Genomic DNA, 22,808 nt, shown 5'->3' with positions numbered 1-22,808 from the left:
GGGGGAGTGGAGTCTAGAACGATGAGGGGGGCGCATTTATGCTCGCCGCCATGCCCTCTGCCCTCTGTTTTCTAGCACTCGCTTCCCTGGTTGCCTCCTCTCCAGTTCCGGACGCCGCGCTTCTGGGGGCTCGTCAAGCGACGGACGCACCCACGGTGCGGGCGCTCGACGTCAACTGGACACGGGACGGGCTCATCACGGGCGTGAGTGGTGCGCTGTGGATCACCAGCGAGGCCTTCCTCAAGAACCAGCTCGCCCCGAACACGTGCCGATGGTGCGACCGCTCGCCGGATGGCCAGGACACCCTCAATGGGGTGGACCGCTGGGGCCGGGGCATGGCGGGAAAGACCGAGGCGGGACGCAAGACGTGGGACACCTGGAGCAACGTGGCCGGCTTCGGCGTGCTGCCGGTGGGCGTACTGGGCGCGCAGTACCTGCTGGCGTCCGGGAGCGGAGCGTCGGCGCGGTACTACGCGGAGGACGCCCTGACGATCGTGGAGACGGCGGCGGTGGCGGCGCTGGCCAACCAGGTGGTGAAGTTCGCGGTGGGCCGCGAGCGCCCCTTCGTGCACGTGCTGCCGGAGGAGCAGAAGGGCCTCGGGCACAACCCGAACGACAACAACCTGTCCTTCTACAGTGGCCACACGAGCCTGGCGTTCTCGCTCGTGGCGGCGGCGGGCACGGTGTCTGGGATGCGGGGCTACCGCAACAACTGGCTCATCTGGGCGGTGGGCGTACCCGCGGCGGCGTCGGTGGGGCTGATGCGCATGGGGGCGGACAAGCACTACCTCACGGACGTGCTGGTGGGCGCCGCGGCGGGTACCGCCTTCGGCGTGGGCGTGCCCCTGCTGCTGCACGGCCGAGCCGCCAGTGGCAGTGGTGGCTCGGCACAACCGTCGAGTGTGTCGATGCGGATGTCGGGCAACCCCGGTGGCGTGATGTTGTCCGGGCAGTTCTAAACCCTATCGACTCACAGCACGGTGAATCCGCCGGTTGGCGGGGTCACCGAGTTGTCGGACCTGCTGGGTATGAATTCCGGAAGGCGACCCATCAGGGGTGGCCATCTTCCGGAAGGTCACCCAGATGAAGCTGTCCTTCATTGCCGTGTGGCTGTTGCTCCTCGTGGGTTGTGGAACCGCGTCCCGGGTCGTCCACCTCAACACAGGTGAAACGCATCCACTGACCTTCGTGCCTCGCTCCCGCGCACGACCCGTGAGACTGGAGCCCGAAGAGTTCAAAGCCGCCATGGCAGCACGAGCCCGAGAGGTGAGGCATCCAACCCACGTCCAAGAGAGCGCCCGGCGGCTCTTCGAAATGGATGCACGCACCGGCTCCTTCGAGTACGACGGCCACACGCGCCGTCTCTCCGCAGCCCTCGCACCGGGAAACACCCTTGAGGAGGAGCCCTCGCGAGGTGAAGCCGAACTGACGCGCGATTACCTGCGCTGGTGCGCACGCACGGGCCGACCCGGAGACTGTCTGCACCTGCTGGAGAAGGGTTCTACCCTCAACGGAGACGGTCGTTACACCCTGGCCATGGCACTGGCGAAGGGGGTGGTATTGGATGAGATGCTGGAAGCGTTCAAGAACATGGCCGACCCTCACGCCATGGTGTCGGCCATCTTGTGGACTTGCACCACCTACATGCTCCTGCTCACGGTGCCCGAGCCTGTGAGCAAGGGCATCGCCGCCGTAATGACGGCAACGCTCATCGCCTACGTGGGGGTGGACACATTCTGGGGACTGCTCCTGGGCTTCAAACGGCTGGTACTGGAAGCGGACCGAGCCACTACCTTCCACGAACTGCGTGAGACGGGCGAGCGCTACGGCAAGAGCATGGGTCGCAACGCGGCGCGAGCCTTCGCCATGCTGGCCATGGCGGCCATCGGCAACACCGCGCCGGGCCTGGCCGCGAAGGTGCCGAAGCTGCCCGGTGCTCAGCATGCGGCGGTGCAAGCGGAGATGCAGGTGGGTATCCGTCTCGCGGCAGTGGGAGAAGTGAAGACAGTCGCCGTAAGTGCCGAATCCGTGACCATCGCCCTGACACCGGGTGCAGTGGCGATGATGGGTCGAGGACGACAGACCAGTTCAAACCCTTCGCAGTCGCTCAAGTCCCTACAGGCACAACTGGCAGAACACCGGCAAAAGTTGGCGGACTACAAGGCCAATCCCGATGCTTTTGATAATCAGGGTATTTTGAGGAAGGCCCCTTCGCCGGAAGTCCGGCAGAGGATCATCAACGGCCGGATCAAACACCTGGAGGACGAGATCCGGGCTTTCGAAAAGAACATCCGCGATTTGGGAGGAGCACCGTGAAGATTCAACTTTCCGATCTGCGACAAGCAGCAAATACTTTGTTCGACCATCTAGAGCAAAATGGCCACACGGAAATCGAAGTCACTGAGGACTTTTACTGGAACATCCCGAAAGAGCATTTGTACTCGGTGTATACTCCTCCTCCCGAGTCCGAGCTGACGCTGGGGCAATTGTCCGATGACTGGGACGAGGTGATGAAGATCGCGTCCGCCCAACGACCCCCAATCGCCTATGCCCTGGTCTGGCTCTCGTCGATCCTTCGTTTCATCGGCTCGAAGATCGTTCCATGAAGGACCTCCTTGCAGAAGAGCTGACAACGCTGGCGACGAACAACCCCGCCATGGGGATTTGTCGTCCAGCGTGCCGACAGAATCGAGTTGCCGGTAAGCTCGGAACTGATGCAGCACCATGAGCGACGACTCTGTGGCTGTTTTGTGAGGTGGCTCCCGAGGAACGCTCAAGGCCATTTGCTTCCATTGAGGAAGCAATCACCGCGTTCGATGCCGAGTTCGGCAACTGACGTCGCTCTTCAAAATCCGAGAGAACCCGGACAGCGATGTCATGGAGGCGCCCCCTGAACTGTCCAGGAGGGAAAATCTGATACCGCTCGCAGGGCCCCTCGGAATTCCGAGCCCGCGGAACCAGGGTACGCCCGGCTCCCTGCCTCGGAACACCCGGCACACGCCTTCTGGCATCCCCATTGCTCAGGAAGCCCTCGCCCCTTCACCCAGGAGTCCGCCATGGAACCCCTCCGGCTACGCCACCTCTTCGCTCGTACCCTCCGCGCCTCGCTCGCCTCTCCCCTGGTTCTCGCGGGTTGTGGAATCGTTGACGTGGAGGGCTACACCGCGCCCGCCTGTGAGAATGGCCGGCTCGCGGTGACCGGACTGAATCCCGCGGTGCCACCCGACTTCGTGCAGCTGCGCGACGCCTACTACTACTCCTACCCGATAGAAGAGCCCACCCAGGGCCCGGGCGTGCTGAGTTCCTCGGGCACCCCCTGCGCGACCGCCTCCCAACCCGCGGCGTGTCAATCGGCGTTGGACGCCCTCACCACCCAGACGGGCTTCCGGCGCAATTGCCTGGACTTGTGCTCCAGCTACTTCCTCGCGACGACGCGGGGCGACAACGTGACGGCCATCGACTCGATGGACGGCCTGCGCGGCTTCCTGGGCACCATCGACACGGACCAGGAGGCCGCCCTGCTCGCCTTCGCCCATGGCTACAACCTGCGCTGTGACAACCTGAAGCAAGGCGCGGTGCGGGCCGATGCCAACGGCGGCTTCCATGTCATCGCCACCAAGGGCCACACCTGCGGAGAGGGCAACAACCTGACACGCCACATCTTGAGCGTGTCCGCCTCCGGGGACGTGCAAGAGGAGAGCAGCCAGCTCATCGAACGGGGCAATCCCAATTGCGCCATCGGACGGCGGCCCCAGGGCTTGCGCGCCGCGGATGGCGTGGTCTGCGCCGAGGCCCTGGGACGTCACTTCGCGGTGGCCGCCCACCTGGAGGCCGCGTCCATCCAGGCCTTCCTGCGCCTGCGCGAGGAGCTCGCCCTGCACGGCGCGGATGGCGCCCTCCAGGACGCGGCGCTGGCGAGCGCGCTGGAGGAAGTGATGCACACACAGCTCAGCACGCGGCTGGCCCACCGCTTCGGCGCCACGCCCCCCAGGCCCCAGGTGGAGGCGCTGCCGCTCCGCTCCCTCTTCGAGGTGGCGCTGGACAACGCCGTGGAGGGCTGCACGCGCGAGACGTACGGGGCGCTCGTGGCCCACCACCAGGCGCTGCACGCGCGCGATGAGCAGGTGCGCGGCACCATGGCACGCATCGCCGAGGACGAGACCCGGCATGCCGAGCTGTCCTGGGCCATAGACCGCTGGGCCCAGGCCCGCCTGTCCGAGTCCGAGCGCACCGCCCTGCGCGAGGCCCGCCGGGCGGCCGTGGCGGCCCTGCGCGAGGAGGTGGCCACGCCGCCCGACGCCGACCTCGTCACCGAGGCGGGCATGCCCACCCCCGAGGTCGCCGCGTCCCTGCTCGCCTCGCTCGAGCAGAGCCTCTGGGCCTGAGGCCCGCCCCGGCGGGCAGCGAGTAGAGCGCGGGGCCCGCGCATAGAAGAACCAGCGGCCCGAGGGATCGTTATACCTTCTCTCGGAGAGAGCTTCTTGAATCGAAGAATAAACCCGTTTTACATCATTTGATATGATGACCACGGTCTGCTTCTTCGAAGCGCTCACCGCCGAGCAGGCCACCCAAGCGGGTGGGAAGGGGCGCGTGCTCGCGCGGCTTCACCAGGCGGGCCATCCCGTCCCCCCAGGCTTCATCATCCTGACGAGCGCCTTCGAGGGAGACACGCTCCGTCCCGAGTCCTGGGACGAGATCGTCACCGCGCTCGCGCGGCTGCGGGCGGGCCAGCCCGATCGCGCGCTCGCCGTCCGCTCATCGGCCCTCGGCGAGGACTCGGAGCGGGCCTCCTTCGCCGGAGGCTTCGAGACGGTCCTGGACGTGCGGGACGATGACGCCGTGAGGCGTGCCATCGACACCGTGCGCCGCTCCCGTCATGCGGACCGCGTCACGGCGTACAGCCAGGCCCAGGGACTCGCCACCGGGCAGCAGGTCGCGGTCGTCATCCAGCAGCTGGTGGCGGCGGACACCTCGGGCGTGCTCTTCACCGCCGACCCGGTGACCGGCAACCGCTCGGCGCTGGTGGGCAACTTCGTGAGCGGGCTCGGCGAGCGTCTGGTCGCGGGCGACGTGACGCCGTCGTCCTTCACCATCGATCGGCTCAAGGGCACGTACTCCGGTCCCTCGGAGCTGCGTGGCTTCGCCCGGAAGTTCCGGCGGCTCGCCCTGCGGCTCGAGGAGGAATTCGGCACCCCGCAGGACCTCGAGTGGGCGCTCTCCCGGGGCCGGCTCCTGCTGCTGCAGGCCCGGCCGATCACCACCCTGCGCGGCCATGAGCCCGCGACGGGCGAGTGGAATGACAGCCTCACGGGCGACTACCTGTGGACGAGCACGAACCTCGGCGAGGCGGTCCCCGACGTGATGACGCCCTGCACGTGGTCCTTCCTTCGCCTCTTCCTCGCCGAGACCCTGCCCCTGCTCTTCCTGGGCAACGACCCGCCCATGGGCAATCTCGGTGGCCGCGCCTACATGAACCTGAGCCTCGCGGCGACCCTGGGCTGGGCGTTCGGCGTGAGCCGCCAGCGCTTCGCCGAGACCGCCGAGGAAGCCTTCGGACGGCTTCCCGAGGGCATGGACATCCCCCTGCTGCCGCTCTCGCGCTGGAGCCTCATCCGCAAGCTCATCCCCGCCGCGGTACGCCTCCGCAAGCGCGTGCGGGCCAACAAATCCAGACTGGCCGCGTTCGTCTCCTCCGCCCCCGAGCGCTGCGAGGCGCTCCACGCCCGGATCCAGGCCACGTCCAGCGCCTCGGAACTGGGCGCGCTGTGGGACCAGGAGCTGTTCCCCTACCACCAGAAGTGCTCCCAGATGCTGGAAGCGGGGAGCCGGCGGAGTGGAAGAGCCACCCACGGGCTGCGGCGCATGCTGGGCAAGTGGGTGGGAGACGCCGATGCCACCGCGCTGTTGTCGGGGCTGAGCAGCGGCGCGAGTCCCCTGGCGAGCCTCGAGCCCCTCGTGGCACTCGCCCGATTGAGCCGGGGGGAGCTCGACCGCGAGACCTATGCCCGGCGCTACGGACACCGGGGTCCACACGAGTTCGAGGTCTCACGCCCCCGCCCGGCCGAGGATCCGGAGTGGATCGACCGGCAGCTCGCCCAGGCGCGCGAGGCCCCCGTGGACGTGGACACGCTGCTCGCGCGTCAGAAGGAGGCGCGGGACGCCGCCTGGGAACGCTTCCAACGAAACCATCCGAGCCGGGCCGCGAAGATACGCGGACTGCTGGACCTGGCCGCCGCGGAGGCCCATGCGCGGGAGGCGGCGCGCTCGGAGGTGATTCGTGCCTTCTGGGTGCTGCGCGCGTTCGTCCTGCGGGCGGGGACGTTGACGGGCCAGGGGGATACCCTCTTCTTCCTGTACCATGAGGAGATCCTCGCCCTGCTGCGCGGCGACACCACGGCGCTCGCGTTCGTCCCGGCCCGCCGGGCCACGCATGCCCGGTACTCGGCCCTGCCGGTCTACCCGACGTTGATCCGCGGCCGCTTCGATCCCTTCCAATGGGCGGCCGATCCCCGGCGGAGGAGTGATGTGTTCGATGCGCGCGGGGACAGCGCGCCCGCTCAGGAGGCGATCACCGGCTTTCCGGGCGCGGCTGGCATCGTCGAGGGCCCGGTGCGGCTGCTGACCTCCCCCGAGGAGGGAGACACCTTCCAGGCCGGGGAGATCCTCGTGACGACCGTGACCAACGTCGGCTGGGCGCCCCTGTTCCCACGCGCCGCCGCGGTCGTGACCGACGTGGGCGCGCCCCTGTCCCACGCGGCGATCGTCGCCCGGGAGCTGGGCATCCCCGCGGTGGTGGGCTGTGGCAACGCAACGATGCGCCTGCGCACGGGTGATCGGGTGCGCGTCAATGGCAGTCAGGGCCGTGTGGAAGTGGTTCGACGGGCGGAGCCCGGGAACATAGGATGAAGCCTTCACCGGAGGTCTGGCACTCATGGCGACTCTCGCGGAAATCAAGGCATACCGTCCCAAGGACATCGAAGACTCCCTCGACGCCATGCGCTCGGCGCTCGACTACTTCCACCGAGAGAATGATCAGCGCGCCATCTTCCTGCGCGCCTACTACCTCATCACGACCGCCGTCTGGCAGGCCGTCCACCAGCGCGGCCGTTATGACAAGCGCATCTTCTTCGATCCCCCGTGGGTCGATAAGCTGGCCGGGAAGTTCTCCCTGCTCTACTTCCAATCCCTGAGCACCCAGGAGCGCAGCGGCGAGCGGGCCTGGAAGATGGCGCACCGCCTGGCGGGCACGAACGAGACGTCGGTCTTCCAGGACATGCTGCTCGGCATCAACGCCCACATCAATTACGACCTCGCCTACGGCATCTATCTCAACCTCAAGGAGCACGATGACGGGAGGGATCACCTGCTGCTGCCGCGGCGCAAGTTCGACCACGATCAGGTCAACAACATCCTCGTCAATACCATCCCCCAGGTGGAAGCCGTGCTCACGCGCGACTATGGCGGGGAGCTGCAACTGATGGGTGCGCTGGTGGGTGACCTGGACGAGGTGCTCGGGGAGCTCGGCATCAAGTACTACCGCGAGCGCGTCTGGTGGTCGGCCATCTCCTTCCTGTCCGCCCAATCCCCGGAGGAGCTCCAGCTCGTGCATGACCGGCTCGACTGGGAATCCGCCCAGCTCGCCGAGAGCCTCGCGTGTGAGGGGACGGCGATCCAGCGCTCACTGCGGAGCCTCCTGAACCTCTTCAGCAAGACCACCTTCGGGCCCATCACCCTCGAGCGCGAGGACACCGCGCCCGAGAAGAAGAAGCCCACGCAGGTCTTCTCGCCTTTCTAGCGGCCCGCGCCGAGCAGCCGCTCGCGCAGCACGTGCTTCTGCACCTTGCCGAGCGCGTTGCGCGGCAGAGCCTCCACGAAGACGACCCGGCGGGGTTTCTTGAAGCTGGCGAGCCGCTCCTTGCAGAACTCCACCAACGCCGAGGGCTCGGCGCTCTGGCCAGTGGCGGGGACGACGACGGCCACCACCTGCTCGCCGAAGTCCGGATCCGGCAGGCCCAGCACCGCCACCTCCGCCACGGCGGGGTGCTGGGCGAGCACCTCCTCCACCTCGCGGGGATAGACGTTGAAGCCGCCGCTGATGATGAGCTCGCGCGCCCGGCCGGTGATGCGGAAGTAGCCGTCCGCGTCGCGCTCGCCCAGGTCCCCCGTGCGGAACCACCCCTCGGGATCGAAGGACTCGGCGGTGGCGTCCGGGCGCCGCCAGTAGCCCGCGAAGACGTGGGGGCCGCGAACTTCAATCTCCCCCGTCTCTCCCGGCGGCAGCGGCTGGCGGGTGCGCACGTCCACCACGCGCGCCTCCTGGCCCGGGTACGGCATGCCCACGGTACCCGGCCGCCGCTCGCCCTCGTAGGGGTTGGTGGTGTTCATGATGGTCTCCGTCATGCCGTAGCGCTCGAGGATGCGCTGGCCGAACGCTTCCGCCACCTCCTGGAAGAGCTGGGCGCTCAGGGGCGCCGAGCCCGACACAAGCAGGCGCAGGGCCCGGGGGCGCACGCCGGTGCGGCGCGACTCCTCGAGCAGCCGGCCGTACATGGTGGGCACGCCGAAGAACATCGTCAGGGAGGTGTCCTGGCTCAAGGCCGCGAGCACCTCGGCCGCGTCGAAACGGCGGCGCAGGTCCACCGTGCCGCCGGAGTAGAGCGTGCCGTGCAGACCCACCATGAGGCCGTGGGTGTGGAAGAGCGGGAGGGCGAGCAGCAGCCGATCCTCCCGCGTCCAGCGCCAGGCCTCGGTGACGGCGCGCACGTTGGCGAGCAGGTTGCGGTGCAGCATCATCGCGCCCTTGGAGCGGCCGGTGGTGCCCGAGGTGTAGCCAAGCACGGCGAGCTGCTCGCCCATGGGCAGCGACAGCGCGGCGGAGGAGGCCGCCCCCCGGGTGAGCAGCGCGTCGAAGTCGAGCGTGGGCCAGGGCACCGCCTGGGGAGGCGGCTCGACGGTGACGAGCCACTCGAGCGCGGGAAGCTGGGCCTTCAAGGGAGTGAGCTCGGCGGCGCCCGCGGCCCCGGTGACACAGGCCCGGGCCTCGGAGTCGGCGAGGATGTGGCCCAGCTCCACCTGGCGGTACTGGGTGTTCACGAGCACGACGACGCCCCCGGCGTACCAGGTGCCCAGGTAGGCGATGACGAAGGCGGGGCTGTTCTCCAGGAAGAGCGCCACCCGGTCTCCGGGGGCGAGCCCCTGCTCCCTCAGGGCGCGGGCAAAGGCCGTCACGTCGGCGGCAAGCTGTCCGGCGGTGAAACGGCGCCGCTCGAAGTCCAGGACGGGTCCGTCGGGGAGCTGACGGGCCCGGGTGAGGAAGGTGTCGAGGAGAGAAGAGGTCATGCACTCCGGAGACTACCGCGTGTAGTGTGCGCGGCCATGCGCTTCGCCCCTCTCCGCCACGACGTCCTCAGCCTCATCGGCAACACCCCCATGGTGAAGGTGACCCAGCTGGACACGGGTCCGTGTGAGCTCTTCCTCAAGCTCGAGAGCCAGAACCCGGGCGGCTCCATCAAGGACCGCATCGGCCTGTCCATGATCTCCGCCGCCGAGGAGGCGGGCCAGCTCGGTCCCCACCAGAAGCACCTCGTGGAGGCCACCGCCGGCAACACCGGCCTGGGCCTGGCGCTCGTCGCTGCCCAGAAGGGCTACCGCCTCACGCTCGTCATCCCGGACAAGATGAGCCAGGAGAAGGTGCTCCACCTCAAGGCGCTCGGGGCGGAGATCATCATGACGCGCTCGGACGTGGACAAGGGCCACCCCGAGTACTACCAGGACATGGCCGAGCGCATCGCGCGCGAGCTGGGCGGCTTCTACGTCAACCAGTTCGCCAACCCCGCCAACCCGCTCGCCCACGAGCTCACCACCGGCCCGGAGATCGCCGCCCAGCTCGAGCACCGCCTGGATGCCATGGTGTGCGGCGTGGGCTCGGGCGGCACGCTCGCGGGCCTCTCGCGCTACTTCGCCAAGGCCATCCCCGAGTGCGAGATGGTGCTCGCGGACCCCCAGGGCTCGGTGCTCGCCGACTACGTGAAGACGGGGACGATGGGCAAGGCGGGCTCGTGGGTCGTCGAGGGCATTGGCGAGGACTTCCTGCCGCCCAACGCGGACCTGTCCCGGGTGAAGAAGGCCTACACCATCCCCGACCTGGAGAGCCTCGACACGGCGCGGCAGTTGCTCAAGAAGGCGGGCATCCTCGCGGGCTCGTCCTCGGGCACGCTCATCGCCGCCGCGCTGCGCTACTGCCGCGAGCAGACGACTCCCAAGCGCGTGTGCACCTTCGTGTGCGACAGCGGCAACAAGTACCTGTCCAAGATGTTCAACGACTTCTGGATGGCCGACCAGGGCTTCCTGCCGCGCGCGGCCCACGGGGACTTGCGCGACGTCATCACCCGCCGCTACTCGGACCGGGCCGTCGTCACCCTGGCCCCCAACGACACGCTGCTCATCGCCTACGGGCGCATGAAGCTCTACGACGTGTCGCAGCTCCCGGTGCTCGACGGGGGCAAGGTGGTGGGGATGATCGACGAGTCGGACCTGCTGCTCGCGGCCATCAACGACGAGACGCGCCTGCGCCTGCCGGTGCGCGACTTCATGTCCACGCGCCTGCAGACCGTGGACGTGCGCACCCCGGTGCCCGAGCTGCTCACCTACCTGGACAAGGGCTTCGTGCCCATCGTCATGATGGGGGACGAGTTCATCGGACTCATCACCCGCATCGATCTGCTCAACCACCTGCGCCGCAAGCTGCGCTGAGCCGGCGCCGGGCCCTAGCCCATGGTGCCCAGGGGGGGCGGCTCGGTGGGCGTGGGCAGCGAGCCCAGCCCCCAGGGCTGCCCCGCCCGCCAGGCCACCTCGCCCGAGGCGCCCCACCCGGCGCACACCACCTCGCGGCCCTGGAACTCCATCCAGAACACCGACTCCTCGGGCCTGGCCGCCTGATCCAGGCAGGCCACACGCGTGGGCGTGCGGCCTCCGCCCAGGGACACCGCGAAGGCCCGGTGCGAGTGGCCACACAACACCCAACGCGGATGCACCGTCTCCACCAGGCGCCGGGTGATGGGGTTGCCAATCCAGTAGGAAGGCAGCGTGCGGCCCGGCGGCGGCACCTCGCGCTCCTGCGCCCGCTGCGGCAGGCCGCGGGGCCACTCGTGCACGAGCAGCACATCCACGTCGCGCAGCGCCATCACCCGCTCCACCTCGGACGCGCGGAAGTAGCCCGCCTGCTTGGCCGTGTCGAGCGAGCGCGGCCGCTTCAACGGCTGCTCGTAGAAGCGCGGCGCGTGGATGCCCGACAGGTAGCCCACCTTCAGGCCGAGCAGCTCCTTGAGCCCGGCGCGCCCCAGGTAGTGCACGTTGGGCGCGAGCGAGAAGCCCTCGGGCTCGTCGTGCAGCGCCTCGAAGTCCTCGTTGTTGCCGCCGATGAAGTACAGGGGCCGCTTCATCGCGCGCAGCCCATCCGCGTACACGGCGAACTCCGCGGGCATGCCGCGCTTGGCGGCCTTGCGCCGGTGATCATCCGCGAGCCGGAAGGCCTCCACGTCACCCACGGCCAGCACCAAGTCCACGGGACGACGGCGCGCCTCCTCGAGCGCGTCGAGCCATGCCTCCACCCGGTGGAAGCGACCATGGATGTCTCCCACGCCAACCACCAGGAGTGAGTCCGGAGCCATCGTGCCCACCACCCTGCCCGGCCCTCCACGCCCTGTCGAGATCCATCCCCAGGCCTTGTGTCAAATCGTGTTCAGGGTGTGGGAGCGCTGCCCCGTCCGCCTGCCCTGCCCTCTGGCGGGCCCCTGGATTCGGGTTGAAACACGAACCGTTGAGGACCATCCCAATCCGTGCGCGCGCCCACATTCCCCCCACTGCGCGCCCTTTCAGTGCTAGACCGCGCCCCTATGTCCGAGCCCGACACCCTCTCCATCCGTGGAGCCAAGGAGCACAACCTCAAGAACATCTCCCTGGACATCCCCAAGAAGAAGTTGGTGGTGTTCACCGGCGTCTCCGGCTCCGGGAAGAGTTCGCTCGCGTTCGACACCCTCTACGCCGAGGGGCAGCGACGCTACGTGGAGAGCCTGTCGGCCTATGCCCGGCAGTTCCTCGGGCAGATGGAGAAGCCCCGGTACGACACCATCCGCGGTCTGTCGCCCACCATCTCCATCGAGCAGAAGGCGGCCAGCAACAACCCCCGCTCCACCGTGGGCACCGTCACCGAGGTGCATGACTACCTGCGCGTGCTCTACGCCTCGGTGGGCGTGCAGCACTGCCCCAACTGCGGCCAGCGCGTGGGCAAGCAGAGTGCCCAGCAGATCGTCGACACGCTCATGGGCTCGCCCGCGGGCACCAAGGCCATGGTGCTCGCTCCCGTGGTGAGCAACCGCAAGGGCGAACACAAGGACATCCTCACCGAGGCGCTCAAGCGGGGCTTCTCGCGCGCGCGCATCGACGGCAAGGTGAAGAGCCTGGAAGAGAAGATCGAGCTGGACAAGAAGTCCAAGCACGACATCGCGCTCATCATCGACCGGGTCACCATCAAGCCCGAGGGCAAGCAGCGGCTGACGGACTCGGTGGAGACGGCGCTGCGCGAGGGCAAGGGCCTGCTCATCCTCACCAACGAGACGGGAGACCCCGCGAGCGACCGCGTCATGAGCGAGCTCAACGCGTGCCACGCCTGTGGCCTGTCCTTCGGCGAGCTGACGCCCTCCTCGTTCTCCTTCAACAACCCGCTGGGCATGTGCCCGGACTGCAACGGCCTGGGCACCAAGGCGGAGATGGACCCGGAGAGGATCGTCCCGGACGGCTCGCGCACCATCCGCGAGGGCGCGGTGGAGCCGTGGGCCAACAGCATGAACCGGGGCGAGGGCTGGACGGCGGACTTCGTGGACAGCCTCGCCAATGCCTTCGGCATCGATCTGGACACGCCCTACGCCAAGCTGCCCGCCAAGGCGAAGAAGATCCTCATGTACGGCGTGGACGGCAAGAGCTTCAACGTGAAGTGGGGCGACGGCGGCAACTACGAGATGGAGTGGGAGGGGCTCGTCAACAAGCTGATGCGCAGCTTCAAGACGACCACCTCCGAGGCCGCGCGCACCTACTACCAGAAGTTCTTCAGCGACAAGCCCTGCCCCACGTGTGACGGCGCGCGCCTCAAGCCGGAGAGCCGGGCGGTGAAGGTGCATGGCCGCTCCATCGTGGACCTGAGCCGGTTGACCATCGGGGACGCGCTGCGCTGGCTCAAGGAGCTCAAGCTCACGGAGACGGAGCGGAAGATCGCCACCGAGCTGCTCAAGGAGATCCGCAGCCGCCTGGGCTTCCTCGAGGACGTGGGCCTGAACTACCTCACGTTGGATCGCACCGCGTCCACGCTGTCCGGCGGCGAGAGCCAGCGCATCCGGCTCGCCTCGCAGATGGGCAGTGAGCTCACGGGCGTCATCTACATCCTCGACGAGCCGTCCATCGGCCTGCACCAGCGAGACAATGGCAAGCTGCTCGGCACGCTCAAGCGACTGCGTGACCTGGGCAACTCCGTCGTCGTGGTGGAGCACGACGAGGAGACGATGGAGGAGGCGGACTACCTGGTGGACTTCGGCCCCGGCGCGGGCGAGCTGGGGGGCCAGGTGGTGGCCGCGGGCACGCCGGCCGAGGTGATGGACAACGAGAAGAGCCTCACCGGCGCGTACCTCTCCGGCCGCAAGGAGATCGAAATACCGTCCCAGCGCCGGGCCCCGGGCAAGAACAAGGTGACCATCCAGGGCGCCCGGGAGAACAACCTCAAGGACGTGACGGTGGACATCCCCCTGGGCCTGTTCGTGGCCGTCACGGGCGTGTCCGGTGCGGGCAAGTCCACGCTCATCAATGAAATCCTCTACCCCGCCGCGGCGCGCGCGCTCTACGAGAGCCGCGAGGTGCCGGGCAAGCACAAGGCGGTGCTGGGGCTGGAGCACCTGGACAAGGTCATCGACATCGACCAGCGGCCCATCGGGCGCACGCCGCGCAGCAACCCGGCGACGTACACGAAGCTCTTCGACAGCATCCGCGAGGTATTCGCCCTGACGCCTGAGGCGCGCGCGTTCGGCTACACCGCCGGGCGCTTCTCCTTCAACATCAAGGGCGGGCGCTGCGAGGCGTGCGAGGGAGATGGCGTGAAGCTGGTGGAGATGCACTTCCTCGCGGACGTGTACGTGCCGTGCGAGGTGTGCGGCGGCAAGCGCTTCAACGAGGCCACGCTCCGGGTGCGCTACAAGGGCAAGAACATCGCCGAGGTGCTCGACATGAGCGTGCGCGAGGCGATGCAACTGTTCGCCGCGCACAAGGACATCATGCGCGTGCTCCAGACGCTGGAGGACGTGGGCCTGGGCTACATCCGGCTGGGGCAGAGCTCGCCCACGCTGTCGGGCGGCGAGGCGCAGCGCATCAAGCTGGCGCGGGAGCTGGCGCGCGTGGCCACCGGCCGCACGCTCTACATCCTCGACGAGCCCACCACGGGCCTGCACTTCGAGGACATCCGCAAGCTGTTGCAGGTGCTCAACCGGCTGGTGGAGGCGGGCAACACGGTGCTCGTCATCGAGCACTGCCTGGACGTCATCAAGAGCGCGGACTGGGTGATCGACATGGGCCCCGAGGGCGGAGCGGCCGGAGGACACCTGCTCGCCACGGGGACGCCGGAGCAGGTGGCCGAGGTGAAGGAGAGCCACACCGGGCGCTACCTGAAGTACGTGCTGACGAAGACGCGACGCCACCGCGTGGGCCAGCGGCCGCCCGAGGTGGCGTCCCCCGCCGCCTGAGCAAGCGTCAGCGGCGCGCCGGCTCACCCACCGCCCGCGCCGCGTAGCGCACCAGCAGCTCCGGCGTGAAGGCGGAACAGCCCACGCCGTGGGCCTTCAGGTCCGCCTGCGTCTGCTCGCAGCCGAGGATCGCCACGCGGTCGCGCGCCAGGCGGTCGAGGATCGTCTTTCCGTCCTCGGCGTTGGGCGTGAAGAGCGGGCGGACGGGGGCGAGCGCGTTGGGCTCCCGCCGGTCGATCGCGCCGAGCAGCATCCGCAGCCACTCCGCGATGGGAACGAGGCGGAGGGGATAGCCGTGGGAGTCGAGCTGCTTCACGAAGTAGTTCCAGGTGATCGGCGCGGGGTGACTCATGTGGAAGATCTTCCCGACGGACGACTCCTGGAGCGACAGACGGATGATGCCCCGGCTCGCGCAGTCGACGGGGACGGCGGCCATCTCGTGGTCCCAGTCCGGCGCGGCGCCCATCTGGATGCAGCCCTCGAGCATCAGGCGGTAGAGATCCGTGGCGTCCCACGCACCGGTGGCGGAGTGTCCCGTGAGGAAGGGCGTGCGGTAGATGGTGACGGGCAGGCCACGGCGGCGCGCCTCGACGACGAGCTGCTCGGCGACCCACTTGCTCTCCTCGTAACCGAGCGCCATCGGCCCGCAGGAGCCGACCGGCGTCGACTCGCTCACCGTGGCCCTCGCGTGTTGCAGCCCGCAGAAGACGCCGAGCGTCGAGATGTAGTGGAATGGCTTGGTGCGGCCCACGCACGCGAAGCGGAGGGCTTCCTCGGTGCCGACGACGTTCGACGGCTTGAGGGTCGTATAGGGGTAGAGGAAGTTGATCCACGCCGCGCAGTGGTGGACGACCCCGATGCGCGACGCGAGTTCCTCGTACTCCTTCACGGAGAGCCCGAAGCGCGGCTGCGAGACGTCTCCCACGATGGCGCGGACGCGGCGCAGGCGGTCCCCCAGGGGCAGACCGCGGCGCTCCATGCTCTTCGCCACGCGCGTGAGGGCCGCGTTGGCGTCATCGGCGCGAACGAGGCAGTGGATCACCGCGTCTGTCTGGTTGAGAAGTTCATCGAGCAGGTGGCTGCCCAGGAAGCCCGTGGCGCCCGTGAGGAGGATGTCCTTCGCGTGGGTGGCCCGGACGGAGGACGGAACGACGTCCGCGGCGAGCACCACGTCCGCCTCCACGGACGCCGAGTCCTTCGCCCCCTCCCCCGGCGAGAGGGAGTAGGCCCGGTAGAGATCGCCGAGCGTCCGGATGCTCGTCACGTCGACCCCGCCCTGGGTGAACGGGGCGACCTTGCATTCGTCATCCAGGGTGACGATCACCCGCGCCATGGACATGGAGTCGAGTCCGAGCGTGGACAGCTTCGTCTCGTCGGCGGTCGATTCGAGCGTCCGTCCGTCCTCCGAGAGCACGTCATTGATGACCTTGCAGACCGCGTCTTTGATTTTCAGCATGTCAGTCCTCCATCGACCAGGAGCGTTTGCCCGGTGATGAACCCGGCCGCCGGGGACATCAGGAAACGAATCACGCCGACCATCTCCTCGATGTGGCCGACGCGCTTGAGCGGCGTGCGTTCAACGATTTTCTTGACCTGATCCGAATCGAGCAGCGCCGTGCTCATCGCGCTCTCGAAATAGCCGAGCGCGACCGAGTTGACGCGAATGCCTTGCGAGCCGACCTCTCGCGCGAGGCCGCGCGTGAAACCATCCACGGCGGCCTTGGTCGCCCCATACGCCGCGACGCCCTTGATGCCACGCACGGCGGAGACGGACGAGACGTTGAGGATGATGCCCTTGCGCGCGCGAACCATGCCAGACAGACATGTCTGTGTCAGGTTCATGACCGCTTCCACGTTCACGGCGAGCGCCTTGTGCATGTCGTTTCTCTTCGTGAAGAGAAACAGCCCATCGGTGGCGAACGCCGCGTTGTTGATGAGCGTGCCGACCGGGCCGAACCGGCGCGTGCACTCGGCGACGAAGCGATCCAGCCTCGGCGCGTCGGTGATGTCGCACTCCTCCCAGTAGAAGCGGTCCGGATGTCCGGCCATGCAACTGTCGATGAAGGGCGTCTTGCCACGGCTGAAGGTCGCGACCGGGTAGCCATCCGCGAGCAGGGCGCGCACCAGGTGCTCACCCAGACCACGGCTTCCACCACTCACGATGACGAGGGTTTTCTCAGACATGAGCCGTCCTGGTGCGCGCCTTCTTCATGCGCTCATTGGAGAGATCACTCTCCGTGACCGTCACGACCGCGGGGATCTTGAAGGCATCCAGTTTGTCCTTGCAGAACTCGCGCACCCGCTTGCGGACGTCGTCAGCGGGCTCGGGCCGGGCGAGCTGCACCGTCGCCACGACGACCTGTCCGACGACGGGGCTCGCCCGCCCCTGCACGAGCACGTCCTTGACGTTGGGCACGCCGAGGATGACGTTCTCCACCTCCTGGGGAAAGACCTTCTGGCCGCCGACGTTGATGAGCTCGGACTGCCGGCCGAGGACGCGCACGTAGTCGCCGCGCACCTCGACCGCGTCCCCCGTATCCATCCACCCCTCGGCGTCGAAGGGCGAGGGCGCGTTGAGGTAGCCGAGCATCGCCATCTTCGTGCGGACGCGCAGCGTGCCCCCTTCGATCTTCGTCTCGTACCCCTCTCCGCCGAGCTGGATCCAAAGCGAGTCATCGGACTCGGAGCGCGTGGCGAGCACGCCGAGCTCGCTGAGGCCATAGGTCTGCTTGATGCGCACGCCTGGCAGGGCGCGGTGCACCGCCTGGAGCGTCGACGCCGGCATGGGCTCGGTGCCGTAGGTGATCAGCTTGAGCGACGAGAGATCGTAGCGCTGGGGCGCCTCGGCGAGCAGCATGAGATTGAGGAACGTGGGCGTCGCCGGCAGCAGCTCGACGCGGTGCTCTTGAATCAGCGCGCAGATCGCATCCGGAGAGCGGCCCTCGGGAGAGATCAACGTTCCGCCGCCGGTGAGGATGCCGAACAACGTATTGATGCCACCGGCGTGATCGAGCAGCAGGAAGCTCAACGTGCGGCGGGGCTCGCGCGGCCGCGCGAATCTCTCGAGCATCTGGTCGACCGCGTGCAACATCGCCTTGGGCGTGCCGCTCGTGCCGGAGGAAAAGAAGACGATGCCCGCGCGCCCGTCGGAGCGCAGTCGAGACAAGAGAGGATTCGCCTCGCCCCGCCACGGCACCCGGCTCAGGCTCCACGAGTCGTCCTCGTTGAAGTCGAAGAGGCGGGTGACCTGGGCGAGCTCGAACCACGAGGCGTGCTGCGCGTGTGCCGATCTGCCGAGCGGAACGGCGATGCAGCGGTGGTCGGCGAGCGCGATCAGGAGGGCCACGGTGTTGGGGGAAAAATCTCCGCGAAGTGCCACGCACTCGCCCGGAGCGATCCCTTCCGACGTCAGCAACGTCGTGAACGCGTTGGCGCGTTCGCACAGCCCGGCATAACTTATCGTTGATCCGCGAAAGACGAGTGCGGGCCTTGACCCGAATTGCTCGAGTCGTGCCTTCAAGTTAGACATATCGAAGATGGAAAAACGCGCTCAATTGAATCGCGAGAGGAACGCGCGAGCACAATGGACGCTCGCGCGGGAACGGCCGTATCGGCGGGGTGACTGTAGGCCCTCGATCTCTCTTGGGTCAAGGTGAGCAGACGCGGAGTTTCCGGGCGTGCGGCGCTGCTGCTCGGGATTCAACATCACAACTCCCGCGAGGGTCCACCCACTCCACGCCGTCCTTCACCAGGATTGAAACCTCTCATCCCTTCGTGGATGTGGTTTCCCTTTATCCCTGGCAGTCGTGGATCGGCATCCAATCCGAGCACCCGCGCGGCAGGGTGGACGGAAACACATACGCCGCGGCCCGCCGGACCGGAAGCAGTGGGATTGGGAGGCGGAGCAAATTCATCCACGGACGCGCGGGGGTGACGGCTGGCCCGAGCCGCCTCCGGGGACCCCCTCCAGGGAAAAGCCGCCCGGCGGGCCCCGCGCGCCGCGGTCCGTGGACGCCCCAGGTGGCACCGCGAAAAAACCCGTGAATAAATTCCGGGGCCAGACGTCGGGCCCCCCGCGGGTCTTCTGTCCGCTCTCCGAGAAGGGCTCGGTCCGAGCGTGCCGACGGCGCGCTTATTATCTTCATGTCAAGAGAGGGGCCGCGCGGCACGGGGCCCCTCGTTATTCGGAGTGGGACCATGTGGAAACAAGTAGGACTGGTTCTAACCGTGGCGGCCATCGGACTCGGCTCGGGTGAGGCGGAGGCGCGCTTCGGCAAGCGCTCGACCCCTCCGCCGTCGTCCTCTCCCGGGGGAGGAAGCCCCTCCCGGCCTGGCGGTGGGGGGGACCACTGGGGTGGAAGGCCCAACTATGGCTACTACCCGCGCGGGTATTACGGATATTACGGCTATCCCTGGGGCAGCTACTACTACTTCGACCCCGCCTGGGCGTGGCCCTTCCTGGGCGCCGGCGTGCCGAGCTACGGCCGGTACTATGGGTATGACCTGACGTGGCGTCGCCTGCGTCCCCCGCCTCCGCCACCGAGCATGCAGGACGTGACGACCCCGCCCGCCGCGCTGGACCTGAGGGTGGACACGGGCGTGGTGAGGGAGGGCTACTCGGTGGGGCTGGGGCTTCAGGTGGATGGGCAACGGTTCGGCTTCGGCACGAGGCTCGATCTGTTCAACCTGGCCCCGGAAGACGGCGGCATGGGGCGTGACTCCATCTCCCTGTTCTCCCTCGGGCCGAGCGTCCTGCTGGTCAACAATGACCGGGTGAAGTGGCGGTTGACCGGAGGCCTGGACGCGGCGTTCGCGCCGGACATCACCATGATTGGACCAGGCCTGGGAACGAGCGCCCGCCTGAAGGTCGCGGGACCCCTCAAGCTGGAGGCCACGGCCCACTGGACGCCGCTGCCCTACGTGCAGCTCAGCGGGGATGCCGGTGTGGGGGTGGATCTGGGAAGCCTCTTGAAGCTGCGGGCGGGCTACCGCGCCACCTACCTGAGCGATCAGGGACTGGTGGACGGCATCGTCCACCGCGACCTGTTCGCGGGGCCCTTCGTCGGGCTGTCGTTGGCGCCCTGAGCACGGGTTGTGCCGGGGTGGGCGGTGGAGTAGGCAGGGAGGTTGGACCCCCTACCGGCAAGGCACTCCCCGCCCATGGCCCGCACGCCCAGCGCTCCATCCTCGGACCGATTCCCGCCTCAGATTCCCTACATCATCGGCAACGAGGCCTGTGAGCGCTTCAGCTTCTACGGGATGAGGAACATCCTCACGGTGTTCCTCATCGACTACCTGCTGCGCAACGCCGTGCCCGACGAGGGCGCGCGCTCGGCTCAAGCCAAGAGCCTGATGCACCTGTTCATGGCGGGCGTGTACTTCTGCCCGCTGCTGGGCGGCTACCTCGCGGATCGCTGGTTCGGCAAGTACAAGGTCATCCTCTGGTTGAGCCTCGTGTACTGCCTGGGCCACGCGTGCCTGGCCATCTTCGAGAACAACGCCACGGGCTTCTACACGGGTCTGGTGCTCATCTCCCTGGGCAGCGGCGGCATCAAACCGTGCGTGAGCGCCATGGTGGGCGACCAGTTCACCGCGGACAACAAGCACCTGGTGAAGAAGGTCTTCGCCATCTTCTACTGGACCATCAACTTCGGCTCCTTCTTCGCCTCGCTGACCATCCCCCTGACGCTCAAGCACCTGGGGCCCGCGGTGGCGTTCGGCATCCCGGGCGTGTTGATGTTCCTGGCCACGATCATCTACTGGGCCGGCCGCAAGCACTACGTGGTGGTGCCGCCCACCGGGCCCAACCCCCACTCCTTCCTCAAGGTCGTCGGCTCGGCGCTGCGCCACCGGGGTCAGGGCGGCCACTGGCTCGACGGCGCCACGCGCGAGCACCCCGCCGAGGCCGTGGAGGGCGCCAAGGCCGTGCTGCGCGTGAGCGGACTGCTGCTGCCCACCATCCCCTTCTTCTGGATGCTCTTCGACCAGAAGGCGTCCACCTGGGTCATCCAGGCGCGCGCCATGGATCCCCACGTGGGCTCCATCACCTTCCAGCCCAGCCAGATGCAGTTCATCAACCCCGCGCTGGTGATGATCCTCATCCCCCTGCTGGTGGGCATCGTGTACCCCGCCTTCCAGCGGGCGGGTTGGGAGCTCACGCCCTTGCGCCGCATGCCGCTCGGGCTCGCGGTGGGGGCGTTGTCCTACGCCATCGCGGGCTACTTCCAGGTGGTGATGGACCGGGGCACGGTGCTCAACATCTCCTGGCAGCTCCTGCCCTACGTGGTGCTCACGCTGGCGGAGATCCTCGTGTCCACCACGGGGCTCGAGTTCGCCTACACCCAGGCACCGCGCGAGATGAAGGGCATCGTCCAGAGCCTGTGGCTGCTCACCTCCACGCTCGCCAACGTGGCGGTGGCCATCGCCGCCGCGCTCAACGTCTTCAGCGGCGCGGGCCAGTTCTTCTTCTACGGAGGGCTCGCGCTCCTGGCCGCCGGGGCCATGGCCTTCATGGCCCGCCACTACCAGGTGCGCGACTACTACCAGCAGGACGTGGGGGGCAGCATCCCGGATCGCGCGCAGCCCCCTCCCGCCCTCGCGGATGGCCCGAAGGCGCTGTAGCGCCCGCTCAGGCCGCGGGGGCCGAGTGCGCGCCCCCCTGCGCCGAGCCCTCCGGCGCGGTCGGGCGAATCTCGTCCGCGCCGTGCATCATCCGCTTGAGCACGGGTGACACCCCCAGGAGCACCACGCCGGCCACGGCGGTGAAGGCGGTGATGGCCAGGAAGAGCTCGAACTCGCCCAGCTTCTCCGCGTAGCCGCCGATGAGCCCCGCCAGGAAGTTGGCCACCGCGTTGGCGATGAACCACACCCCCATGAGCGCCGAGGCGAAGCGGGCGGGCGCGAGCTTCGTCACCATGGAGAGCCCCACCGGAGACAGGCACAGCTCGCCCGCGGTGTGGAAGAAGTAGGCCGCCACCACCCAGATCATCGCCGCCTTGCCCTCGGGCCCGCTCTGCTTGGACGCACCGAGCATGAAGACGAAGCCGAAGGAGACCAGCAACAGGCCCATGGCCATCTTCGCGGGGATGGAGGGATCCTTGCCGCGCCGGCCCAGGTTCGTCCACGCCCCGGCGAAGATCGGACCGAGCCCGATGATGAAGATGGGGTTGATGGCCTGGAACCAGGTGGTGGGCACCTCCCAGCCGAACAGGTGCCGGTCCACCTTGGCATCCGTGTAGAGGTTCATCAGGCCGCCGGCCTGCTCGAACGCCGCCCAGAAGAAGACGACGAAGAGCGCGAGCACGAAAATGACCACGATGCGATCCACCTCGGCGCGGGTGAGGGCCGCCGCGGGCGCCGCGGGCTTGCCCTCCTCGCGCACCACCTTGGAGGGGCTCTTGCCCACGTCACCCAGGAAGCGGTTGCCCAGCAGCAGGAAGACGAGGACACCCAGCCCCATGCCCACGCCCGCCGAGCCGAAGCCCCAGGGCCAGCCGTACTTCTCGCCCAGCGTGCCGCACACCGCCGAGGCCAGGAACGCCCCCACGTTGATGCCGATGTAGAAGATGGTGAAGGCGCCATCCCGGCGCGAGTCCCCGGGCGCGTACAGGCCGCCCACCATGGTGGAGATGTTGGGCTTGAAGAAGCCGTTGCCCACCACCAGCAGGCCCAGGCCCGAGAAGAAGAGGGCCTCGCTGTTGCCGGGCATCGCCAGGACGAACTGGCCCAACATCATCAGGATGCCACCGAGCGTCACCGACAGGCGCTGGCCCAGGAAGCGATCCGCGAGGAAGCCGCCGATGACCGGCGTGGCGTAGACCAGGGCCGTGTAGATGCCGTAGATCCGCAGCGCATCGGCCTGTTTCCAGCCGAAGCCGCCATTGCTGGTGGCGCCCACCATGTAGAGCACCAGCAGGGCGCGCATGCCGTAATAGCTCATGCGCTCCCACATCTCTGTGGTGAACAGCAGGTAGAGGCCCTTGGGGTGACCTCGGCCGGTGGTGGGGGCCGGACTGTGTGCCATGCGCG

General features: G+C 68.0%; 16 protein-coding genes. 10 read left to right on the top strand and 6 right to left on the bottom strand.

Annotation, left to right across the window (positions count from 1 at the left end; genetic code table 11):
* Positions 1-155 precede the first annotated feature (155 nt).
* The 6 genes from F0U63_RS14365 to F0U63_RS14340 all read left to right on the top strand — a co-directional run bounded on the left by F0U63_RS14365 (position 156) and on the right by F0U63_RS14340 (position 7,795).
* The gene (locus F0U63_RS14365; RefSeq protein WP_395846469.1) at positions 156-959 is read left to right on the top strand and encodes a phosphatase PAP2 family protein; all 804 of its coding nucleotides are present in this window, start codon (positions 156-158) and stop codon (positions 957-959) included.
* A gap of 124 nt (positions 960-1,083) precedes the next feature.
* Positions 1,084-2,316, top strand: a complete 1,233-nt coding sequence (locus F0U63_RS14360; RefSeq protein WP_395846468.1) for a hypothetical protein — start codon at positions 1,084-1,086, stop codon at positions 2,314-2,316.
* Positions 2,313-2,606 carry a hypothetical protein gene (locus F0U63_RS14355; protein WP_395846467.1) on the top strand — a complete coding sequence of 98 codons (294 nt, stop codon included), beginning with the start codon at positions 2,313-2,315 and terminating at the stop codon, positions 2,604-2,606. Before F0U63_RS14360 ends, F0U63_RS14355 begins: the two co-directional genes overlap by 4 nt.
* Before the next feature lie 450 nt (positions 2,607-3,056).
* Positions 3,057-4,385: a ferritin-like domain-containing protein gene (locus F0U63_RS14350; protein ID WP_395846466.1), complete on the top strand. Its 1,329-nt coding sequence runs from the start codon at positions 3,057-3,059 to the stop codon at positions 4,383-4,385.
* Positions 4,386-4,518: 133 nt separating this feature from the next.
* Positions 4,519-6,906, top strand: coding sequence for a PEP/pyruvate-binding domain-containing protein (locus F0U63_RS14345; RefSeq protein WP_395846465.1), 2,388 nt, complete (start codon positions 4,519-4,521; stop codon positions 6,904-6,906).
* A gap of 25 nt (positions 6,907-6,931) precedes the next feature.
* The gene (locus F0U63_RS14340; protein WP_395846464.1) at positions 6,932-7,795 is read left to right on the top strand and encodes a DUF5995 family protein; all 864 of its coding nucleotides are present in this window, start codon (positions 6,932-6,934) and stop codon (positions 7,793-7,795) included.
* Here F0U63_RS14340 and F0U63_RS14335 read toward each other — a convergent pair.
* Positions 7,792-9,339, bottom strand: coding sequence for a class I adenylate-forming enzyme family protein (locus F0U63_RS14335; RefSeq protein ID WP_395846463.1), 1,548 nt, complete (start codon positions 9,337-9,339; stop codon positions 7,792-7,794). The genes F0U63_RS14340 and F0U63_RS14335 overlap by 4 nt on opposite strands.
* A 36-nt stretch (positions 9,340-9,375) precedes the next feature.
* On the opposite strand from F0U63_RS14335, the gene F0U63_RS14330 reads away from it, so the two are divergent.
* Positions 9,376-10,752: a pyridoxal-phosphate dependent enzyme gene (locus F0U63_RS14330; protein ID WP_395846462.1), complete on the top strand. Its 1,377-nt coding sequence runs from the start codon at positions 9,376-9,378 to the stop codon at positions 10,750-10,752.
* A 14-nt stretch (positions 10,753-10,766) separates the two neighbouring features.
* On the opposite strand, the gene F0U63_RS14325 is transcribed toward F0U63_RS14330, so the two are convergent.
* A complete protein-coding gene (locus F0U63_RS14325; RefSeq protein WP_395846461.1) occupies positions 10,767-11,669 on the bottom strand; it encodes a metallophosphoesterase in 903 nt (300 codons plus the stop codon).
* Positions 11,670-11,894: 225 nt separating this feature from the next.
* On the opposite strand from F0U63_RS14325, the gene uvrA reads away from it, so the two are divergent.
* Positions 11,895-14,780, top strand: a complete 2,886-nt coding sequence (gene uvrA, locus F0U63_RS14320; protein ID WP_395846460.1) for an excinuclease ABC subunit UvrA — start codon at positions 11,895-11,897, stop codon at positions 14,778-14,780.
* Positions 14,781-14,787: 7 nt separating this feature from the next.
* Here the strand turns inward: uvrA and F0U63_RS14315 are convergent, their stop codons facing one another.
* Genes F0U63_RS14315 through F0U63_RS14305 form a run of 3 tightly spaced genes read right to left on the bottom strand, consistent with a single transcriptional unit; the run spans position 14,788 to position 18,309 of the window.
* Positions 14,788-16,236 (bottom strand): thioester reductase domain-containing protein, encoded by a 1,449-nt coding sequence (locus F0U63_RS14315; protein ID WP_395846459.1) that lies wholly within the window; start codon positions 16,234-16,236, stop codon positions 14,788-14,790.
* Positions 16,230-16,964: an SDR family NAD(P)-dependent oxidoreductase gene (locus F0U63_RS14310; RefSeq protein ID WP_395846458.1), complete on the bottom strand. Its 735-nt coding sequence runs from the start codon at positions 16,962-16,964 to the stop codon at positions 16,230-16,232. The genes F0U63_RS14315 and F0U63_RS14310 overlap by 7 nt, the downstream gene beginning before the upstream one ends.
* Entirely contained in the window at positions 16,957-18,309 is a 1,353-nt protein-coding gene (locus tag F0U63_RS14305) for a class I adenylate-forming enzyme family protein (protein WP_395846457.1), read from the bottom strand. Before F0U63_RS14305 ends, F0U63_RS14310 begins: the two co-directional genes overlap by 8 nt.
* A 668-nt stretch (positions 18,310-18,977) precedes the next feature.
* On the opposite strand from F0U63_RS14305, the gene F0U63_RS14300 reads away from it, so the two are divergent.
* Both F0U63_RS14300 and F0U63_RS14295 read left to right on the top strand, forming a co-directional pair.
* Positions 18,978-19,865, top strand: coding sequence for a hypothetical protein (locus F0U63_RS14300; RefSeq protein ID WP_395846456.1), 888 nt, complete (start codon positions 18,978-18,980; stop codon positions 19,863-19,865).
* A 75-nt stretch (positions 19,866-19,940) separates the two neighbouring features.
* Entirely contained in the window at positions 19,941-21,401 is a 1,461-nt protein-coding gene (locus F0U63_RS14295) for a POT family MFS transporter (protein ID WP_395846455.1), read from the top strand.
* A 7-nt stretch (positions 21,402-21,408) separates the two neighbouring features.
* On the opposite strand, the gene F0U63_RS14290 is transcribed toward F0U63_RS14295, so the two are convergent.
* Positions 21,409-22,803 carry a peptide MFS transporter gene (locus F0U63_RS14290; RefSeq protein WP_395846454.1) on the bottom strand — a complete coding sequence of 465 codons (1,395 nt, stop codon included), beginning with the start codon at positions 22,801-22,803 and terminating at the stop codon, positions 21,409-21,411.
* Positions 22,804-22,808: the final 5 nt, after the last annotated feature.

The sequence above is a fragment of the Cystobacter fuscus genome, from assembly GCF_044360685.1.
In the GTDB taxonomy this organism is placed as follows: domain Bacteria; phylum Myxococcota; class Myxococcia; order Myxococcales; family Myxococcaceae; genus Cystobacter; species Cystobacter fuscus_C.
This window is presented reverse-complemented; position numbering and strand designations above follow the sequence as displayed.

Coding starts and splice junctions, on each gene's coding strand:
- F0U63_RS14300 (WP_395846456.1), top strand. CDS start 18,978: ATGTGGAAACAAGTAGGACTGGTTCTAACCGTGGCGGCCATCGGACTC.
- F0U63_RS14295 (WP_395846455.1), top strand. CDS start 19,941: ATGGCCCGCACGCCCAGCGCTCCATCCTCGGACCGATTCCCGCCTCAG.
- F0U63_RS14315 (WP_395846459.1), bottom strand. CDS start 16,236: ATGCTGAAAATCAAAGACGCGGTCTGCAAGGTCATCAATGACGTGCTC.
- F0U63_RS14340 (WP_395846464.1), top strand. CDS start 6,932: ATGGCGACTCTCGCGGAAATCAAGGCATACCGTCCCAAGGACATCGAA.
- F0U63_RS14310 (WP_395846458.1), bottom strand. CDS start 16,964: ATGTCTGAGAAAACCCTCGTCATCGTGAGTGGTGGAAGCCGTGGTCTG.
- uvrA (WP_395846460.1), top strand. CDS start 11,895: ATGTCCGAGCCCGACACCCTCTCCATCCGTGGAGCCAAGGAGCACAAC.
- F0U63_RS14345 (WP_395846465.1), top strand. CDS start 4,519: ATGATGACCACGGTCTGCTTCTTCGAAGCGCTCACCGCCGAGCAGGCC.
- F0U63_RS14335 (WP_395846463.1), bottom strand. CDS start 9,339: ATGACCTCTTCTCTCCTCGACACCTTCCTCACCCGGGCCCGTCAGCTC.
- F0U63_RS14325 (WP_395846461.1), bottom strand. CDS start 11,669: ATGGCTCCGGACTCACTCCTGGTGGTTGGCGTGGGAGACATCCATGGT.
- F0U63_RS14350 (WP_395846466.1), top strand. CDS start 3,057: ATGGAACCCCTCCGGCTACGCCACCTCTTCGCTCGTACCCTCCGCGCC.
- F0U63_RS14330 (WP_395846462.1), top strand. CDS start 9,376: ATGCGCTTCGCCCCTCTCCGCCACGACGTCCTCAGCCTCATCGGCAAC.
- F0U63_RS14360 (WP_395846468.1), top strand. CDS start 1,084: ATGAAGCTGTCCTTCATTGCCGTGTGGCTGTTGCTCCTCGTGGGTTGT.
- F0U63_RS14305 (WP_395846457.1), bottom strand. CDS start 18,309: ATGTCTAACTTGAAGGCACGACTCGAGCAATTCGGGTCAAGGCCCGCA.
- F0U63_RS14290 (WP_395846454.1), bottom strand. CDS start 22,803: ATGGCACACAGTCCGGCCCCCACCACCGGCCGAGGTCACCCCAAGGGC.